5 protein-coding genes are annotated in these 7,724 nt (G+C 42.9%); all 5 read right to left on the bottom strand.

What is annotated here, in order from left to right; all coding sequences use genetic code 11:
• Nucleotides 1-125 (bottom strand): GTP-binding protein (locus tag H5090_RS13265; RefSeq protein WP_033023824.1); only part of this gene is annotated, 125 nt, incomplete at its 3' end.
• 62 nt (nt 126-187) lie between these two features.
• On the bottom strand, nt 188-2,302 hold the full coding sequence (gene fusA, locus H5090_RS13260) for an elongation factor G (RefSeq protein WP_002958887.1): 2,115 nt from the start codon (nt 2,300-2,302) through the stop codon (nt 188-190).
• A gap of 27 nt (nt 2,303-2,329) precedes the next feature.
• Nucleotides 2,330-2,800, bottom strand: coding sequence for a 30S ribosomal protein S7 (gene rpsG / locus H5090_RS13255; RefSeq protein ID WP_010555004.1), 471 nt, complete (start codon nt 2,798-2,800; stop codon nt 2,330-2,332).
• Between the two features lie 97 nt (nt 2,801-2,897).
• The gene (rpsL, locus tag H5090_RS13250; RefSeq protein WP_002958885.1) at nt 2,898-3,272 is read right to left on the bottom strand and encodes a 30S ribosomal protein S12; all 375 of its coding nucleotides are present in this window, start codon (nt 3,270-3,272) and stop codon (nt 2,898-2,900) included.
• A 195-nt stretch (nt 3,273-3,467) separates the two neighbouring features.
• Nucleotides 3,468-7,643 carry a DNA-directed RNA polymerase subunit beta' gene (rpoC, locus tag H5090_RS13245; RefSeq protein ID WP_002958884.1) on the bottom strand — a complete coding sequence of 1,392 codons (4,176 nt, stop codon included), beginning with the start codon at nt 7,641-7,643 and terminating at the stop codon, nt 3,468-3,470.
• Nucleotides 7,644-7,724: the final 81 nt, after the last annotated feature.

The raw sequence follows: 7,724 nt of genomic DNA, 5'->3' as shown, positions 1-7,724 counted from the left end.
CCGCCGTATACTTTTGCAAGTACGTTAGTGATTGCTGCAGTTAGTGTAGTTTTACCGTGGTCAACGTGGCCGATTGTACCAACGTTTACGTGCGGTTTTACGCGTTCAAACTTTTCTTTTGCCATCTTAAAAAATTCCTAATAAAGAAATTAAAGCCTGACTCACTATTGAGCCAGACAAGCTAAAATTATATAACAGCGCGAGCTGAAATTATTGTATCTGCGACATTTTTAGAGGCTTCAGCGTACTTCACAAACTCCATAGAGTATGAGGCACGGCCCTGTGTTGCAGATCGTAAAGCAGTTGCATAACCAAACATTTCAGAAAGAGGAACTTGCGCATTAATTTGCTTAAGTCCACCTAATGCATCTTCCATGCCTTCGATTATGCCGCGGCGACGGTTTAAGTCGCCAACTACATCACCCATATTTGAATCAGGAGTGAGTACTTCAACCTTCATTACTGGCTCTAAAAGTACAGGGTTAGCTTCAAGCGCCCCGTTTTTCATTGCCAGTGAACCTGCTATTTTAAATGCCATTTCATTCGAATCTACATCATGGAATGAACCATCATATAAAGTCGCTTTAACGCCAAGTAATGGGTAGCCTGCCAGTACACCTTGAGACATTTGCTCTTGGATACCTTTGTCTACCGCAGGAACGAATTCTTTAGGAACTGAACCACCTACGGTTTCGTTAACGAACTCGTAAATTGGTGACTCATCATCCGTAATATCCATCGGTTCAAGTTTAATCCAAACGTGTCCATATTGGCCACGACCACCTGACTGACGTATAAACTTCCCTTCAACCTTAACAGTTGAACGAATAGCTTCTCGGTATGAGACCTGCGGCTTACCAACGTTACATTCAACACTGAATTCACGTTTCATACGGTCGACGATGATATCTAAGTGAAGTTCACCCATGCCAGAGATTATAACCTGGCCTGATTCTTCGTCAGTTTGTACGCGAAAAGAAGGATCTTCAGCAGCTAGTTTACCTAGTGCGATACCCATCTTATCTTGGTCAGCTATAGTGCGGGGCTCAACCGCAATAGAGATTACTGGTTCTGGGAATTCCATACGCTCAAGCGTAATAATAGAATTCGGATCACACAGTGTTTCACCTGTTGTTACGTCTTTAAGACCAATAGCTGCCGCGATGTCGCCTGCGAAAACTTCTTTGATCTCTTCACGAGAGTTTGAATGCATCTGTACGATACGGCCAAGTCGCTCACGCTTACTTTTTACTGGATTATATACCGTGTCACCCTGTTTAACAGTACCAGAGTAAACACGGAAAAATGTCAAGGTTCCAACAAACGGGTCTGTTGCAATCTTAAATGCGAGTGCAGCAAACGGCGCTTTATCATTAGCTGGACGTTCTTCCTCAGTACCATTTTCTAAGATACCTTGGATTTGTTTCACTTGCTCTGGTGACGGCATATATTCAACAACACCATCAAGCACAGCTTGAACGCCTTTGTTTTTAAATGCGCTACCACAAGTAACTGGAACAATCTCATTTGCTAATGTTCGTTGGCGTAAAGCGTTTTTAATTTCTGCTTCACTTAACTCTTCACCTTCTAAGTATTTATCCATTAGTTCTTCTGTTGCTTCAGCAGCGCTTTCAACTAAATGAGCGCGCCATTCTTCAGCTAATTCCAGAAGTTCTGCCGGTATTGCCTCATAAGAGAAAGTCATACCCTGGTCCGCTTCGTTCCAGTTAATCACTTTCATTTTTATAAGGTCAATAACACCTTTAAAGTCGTCCTCAGCGCCTACAGGCAACTGAATTGGAACAGGCGTTGCTCCAAGACGAGATTTCACCTGGCTGACCACTGCTAAGAAGTCTGCGCCCGTGCGATCCATTTTATTTACGAAGATCATTCTCGGAACTTCGTATTTGTTCGCTTGACGCCAAACTGTCTCAGTTTGCGGCTGTACACCAGATGAAGCACAAAGAACAACTACCGCACCATCTAGTACGCGTAAAGAACGCTCTACTTCGATAGTGAAATCTACGTGTCCTGGAGTATCAATAATATTGATACGATGGGCGTCAAATTGAGCATCCATCCCTTTCCAAAAACACGTTGTTGCAGCAGAAGTGATTGTGATACCACGCTCTTGTTCCTGCTCCATCCAATCCATAGTTGCAGCGCCATCATGTACTTCACCGATCTTATGAGAAAGACCTGTGTAGAACAGAACACGTTCTGTTGTGGTGGTTTTGCCTGCATCTACGTGAGCAACAATACCTATATTACGATAGCGCTCAAGTGGAGTTGTACGTGCCATATGATCCTCTTAAAGGTTAAAGACAGATTACCAACGGTAATGAGCGAATGCTTTATTCGCTTCAGCCATACGGTGAACGTCTTCACGTTTCTTAACCGCAGTGCCTTTATTATCAGAAGCGTCAACGATTTCTTGAGCTAAACGTAAGCCCATAGATTTTTCGCCACGCTTACGTGCAGCGTCTACTAACCAACGCATACCTAATGCGTTACGACGAACTGGACGTACTTCAACTGGTACTTGATAAGTTGAACCACCAACACGGCGAGATTTAACCTCTACCTGTGGACGGATGTTATCAAGTGCAGTTTCAAAGATTTCTAGGTGCGACTTGCCTGATTTCTCAGCAGCCACGTCTAGCGCACCATAAACAATTTTTTCAGCAGTAGATTTCTTGCCGTCTAACATCACGATGTTAACGAATTTAGCAAGAAGTTCCGATCCGAACTTAGGATCTGGAAGAATTTTACGTTGACCGATTACGCGTCTTCTAGGCATTTTGTATCTCCGGTTTATTCAGGTTTGCTCTTTCGAGTCAATCACCCAAAACAATAATTATAAATATTTAGTGCTTGGCCTTACTAACGGAATACAATTACCCTTTAGGGCGTTTTGCACCGTATTTAGAACGAGCTTGACGACGATCGCTAACGCCTGCACAGTCAAGTGCACCACGAACAGTGTGAAAACGCACACCTGGTAAATCTTTAACACGACCACCACGGATTAGGATTACACTATGCTCTTGAAGGTTATGACCTTCACCGCCAATGTATGAAGTTACTTCGAAACCGTTAGTTAAACGTACACGTGCTACTTTACGTAACGCCGAGTTTGGTTTCTTAGGTGTAGTTGTATATACGCGAGTACATACACCGCGCTTTTGCGGACACGCTTTTAGTGCAGCTGAGTTACTTTTCGTAACCTTGCTACGGCGTGGCTTACGCACTAGCTGGTTAATAGTTGCCATTTAAATAGCTCCTGAAATTAAAATTACTACTGAAAAAAATAAAAAAATCCGCCCTTTATTTACGAGCCTGCATTAAGCACACAAGTAAATGGGTGGCGGAATTTTAATGAGCAAAGTTTAACCTGTCAACCTAAACTAATCGTAAGACAGCATATAACTGCCTTACGATCACTTAATCTATTGATTAAGAACAGTTTATTGATTTCCAGACAAATCAGCATTTAGAGCGTCTGTAAGTGCTTGAGTCGCCTCTTCTGCACTTACTGTTTGCTCTTCTACTACTACTTTGCTTTGTTTACGGCGAGCCATACGTTCTTGATGATACGCAAAACCGGTACCGGCTGGGATCAAACGACCCACAATTACGTTTTCTTTAAGACCGCGAAGCTCATCGCTCTTACCATTCACTGCCGCATCTGTAAGAACACGTGTTGTCTCTTGGAAAGACGCTGCAGAGATGAAAGATTCTGTTGCTAGTGATGCTTTTGTGATACCCATTAACTGGATTTCAAACTTAGCTGGTATCTTACCTTGTTTTTCAAGGTCACGGTTTGCGATATTAACGCGCGCCACTTCGATTTGTTCACCGGCTAAGAAGTCAGTATCACCGCCGTGCATAATGGTACATTTACGTAACATTTGACGGATAATTGTTTCAATGTGCTTGTCATTGATCTTAACGCCTTGCAAACGGTAAACCTCTTGCACTTCGTTAACGATATAGTTAGCAACATGAGTCACACCACGTAGGCGTAAGATGTCATGCGGTGATTCAGGACCATCGGCAATAACTTCACCTTTAGACACTTGCTCACCTTCAAACACGTTAAGTTGACGCCACTTAGGAATCATCTCTTCGTAATGATCACCTTCAGCTGGAGTAATAACTAAACGCTTCTTACCTTTAGTCTCTTTACCGAAGCTAATTGTACCAGTTACTTCAGCTAATATAGCTGGATCTTTTGGCTTACGAGCTTCAAATAAGTCGGCTACGCGTGGTAGACCACCCGTGATATCACGAGTTTTCGAACCTTCTTGCGGAATACGTGCTAACACGTCACCTGGGTTTGCTGTAACGCCGTCAATAACTTCAATCGTAGTGAATGAAGGAAGACGTGTTTCTTGCAGACCGCGCTCTTCACTTTCAATGATAAGCTTTGGTTCTTTCGTATTTACTTTAGCAAGATCTTTTACAACTACACGGGTTAAACCGGTTAGTTCATCAGTCTGTGCTTCAGTATTTGAATCATCGATATCGCTGAACGATACTTTTGACTTATGCTCAAGAACGATTGGGTGACTATGCGGGTCCCAAGTAGCAACGATGTCGTTACCTTGAACTTCTGCATTGTCTTGCACTGTTAGTACCGCACCGTAAGGTACTTTATAACGCTCTTTCTCACGACCATGACTATCGATGATAGTAATTTCCGTAGAACGAGAGGTAATAACAATCTTACCGTCTGTGTTTAATACGTACTTAGAGTTATGAAGTTTTAATGTACCGTTAGTTTTAACTTGTACATTATTTTCTGCAGATGCTCTAGATGCCGCACCACCGATGTGGAAGGTACGCATTGTTAACTGTGTACCCGGCTCACCGATTGATTGAGCCGCGATAACACCCACTGATTCACCAGCGTTAATGATGTGACCACGTGCTAGGTCACGACCGTAACAGTTAGCACAAACACCAAAGTCATTATCACATGTGATAACAGAACGTACGCGAACTTCATCTACTGAGTGCTCTTCTAAAAGGTCACACAGTTTTTCGTCAAGCATAACATTACGTTCAACAAGTACAGTATTAGTACCTGGAATTACAATATCTTCTGCAACAACACGACCTAGAACACGTTCGCGAAGTGCTTCTACAACATCACCACCTTCAATAAGCGGTTTCATTGTTAAGCCATCTTCTGTGCCACAGTCATCTTCATTGATTACCAAATCTTGTGCAACGTCTACTAGACGACGCGTTAGGTAACCCGAGTTTGCTGTTTTAAGTGCTGTATCGGCAAGACCTTTACGCGCACCATGCGTTGAGATGAAGTACTGAAGTACGTTTAGACCTTCACGGAAGTTAGCTGTGATTGGCGTCTCGATGATTGAACCATCTGGACGTGCCATTAGACCACGCATACCCGCCAACTGACGAATCTGTGCAGCACTACCACGAGCACCTGAGTCGGCCATCATAAACACTGAGTTAAATGACGGTTGCTCTACTTCTTCACCTTTTGCATTGATAACTGTATCTTTTGACAAGTTAGCCATCATCTCACGTGATAAGTTTTCGTTTACACGTGACCAGATATCGATAACTTTATTGTACTTTTCACCAGCCGTTACAAGACCTGATTGGAATTGTTGGTTGATTTCAGTCACTTCAGCTTCAGCTGATTCAATTATCTGTGCTTTAATCGGTGGGATAACTAAGTCATCAATACCGATAGAAACACCTGACTTCATTGCATAATGGAAACCGGTGTACATAACTTGGTCAGCAAAGATAACTGTATCTTTAAGACCTAGACGACGGTAACACTCATTCAATAAGCCAGAAATCTGCTTTTTACCTAGCGGCTGGTTGATTGACGCAAACGGCATGCCTTTAGGTAAAATTAGAGACAGAATTGCACGACCAACAGTTGTATCGATAACAGTAACAGTGTCTTCTACTATGCCGTCTTCGTTTTTAACTGATTGGCTAATACGTACTTTCACGATTGCGTGAAGGTCTGCATTGCCGCTGCGGTATGCTTTTTCTGCTTCTTTTGGATCTTTAAATATCGCGCCTTCGCCTTTAGCGTTAATGCGGTCACGAGTCATGTAATAAAGACCCAATACAACATCCTGTGAAGGAACGATGATTGGCTCACCATTCGCAGGAGATAGAATGTTGTTTGTTGACATCATTAAGGCACGAGCTTCAAGCTGTGCTTCGATTGTTAACGGTACGTGTACCGCCATTTGGTCACCATCGAAATCGGCGTTGTAGGCCGCACATACTAATGGATGCAAATGAATCGCTTTACCTTCGATAAGCACAGGTTCAAACGCTTGGATACCCAAACGGTGAAGTGTTGGTGCACGGTTAAGTAATACTGGATGTTCACGAATTACTTCGTCAAGTACATCCCATACTTCCGGAACTTCACGTTCAACCATCTTCTTAGCTGCTTTGATTGTCGTAGCCATGCCGCGACGCTCTAATTTGCCATAGATGAATGGTTTGAATAACTCTAGTGCCATCTTCTTAGGAAGACCACATTGGTGAAGCTTAAGTGTAGGACCTACTGTGATTACAGAACGGCCTGAATAATCTACACGCTTACCAAGTAAGTTCTGACGGAAACGACCTTGCTTACCCTTGATCATATCAGCAAGAGATTTAAGAGGACGTTTGTTAGAACCTGTAATTGCACGACCACGACGACCGTTATCAAGTAGCGCATCTACCGCTTCTTGTAACATACGTTTTTCGTTGCGTACAATAATGTCTGGTGCTGCTAAATCTAGTAGACGCTTAAGACGGTTATTACGGTTAATAACACGACGGTAAAGGTCGTTTAGATCAGATGTCGCAAAACGACCACCGTCTAATGGTACTAATGGACGTAGATCAGGTGGCAATACTGGAAGTACTGTCATGATCATCCACTCAGGGTTATTACCTGATTGGTGGAACGATTCCATTAACTTAAGACGTTTAGTGATTTTTTTACGCTTAGTTTCAGAGTTAATTGTTGGTAACTCTTCACGCATCTCAGCAATTAATTGAGCAAGATCAAGTTCACGAAGCAAGTCTAAAACTGCTTCAGCACCCATCTTCGCTTCAAATTCATCACCGTGCTCTTCTAGTGAATCTAAGTATTCTTCTTCACCTAATAGTTGACCACGCTCAAGCGTTGTCATACCAGGCTCAGTTACTACGAATGATTCGAAGTAAAGAACACGTTCAATATCACGAAGCGTCATATCTAGCATTAAGCCAATACGTGACGGTAATGATTTTAAAAACCATATATGTGCAACTGGGCTCGCAAGGTCGATATGACCCATACGATCGCGTCGCACTTTAGTGAGTGTTACTTCAACGCCACACTTTTCACAGATCACACCACGGTGTTTAAGGCGTTTATATTTACCACATAAACACTCATAATCTTTCACTGGGCCGAAAATACGGGCACAGAATAAGCCGTCGCGCTCAGGCTTGAAAGTACGGTAGTTAATAGTCTCAGGTTTCTTTACTTCACCGTATGACCATGAACGAACCATGTCTGGTGAAGCAAGACCAATGCGAATTGCATCGAATTCTTCGGTCTTATTTTGTTGCTTCAGAAACTTAAGTAAGTCTTTCACCTTAGCTCTCCTGTCGGAGTTAATCTTGAGGACGGATAGTCTCGTCCCTACATTCTATTCAGCCGTAACAGATGCTGCAGC

Origin of the sequence: Pseudoalteromonas sp. SR43-5 (assembly GCF_014163835.1) — a bacterium.
GTDB classification, from domain to species: Bacteria; Pseudomonadota; Gammaproteobacteria; order Enterobacterales; family Alteromonadaceae; genus Pseudoalteromonas; species Pseudoalteromonas distincta.
The sequence above is the reverse complement of the archived record's forward strand: the minus strand, read 5'-3'. Positions and strand labels throughout refer to the sequence as shown.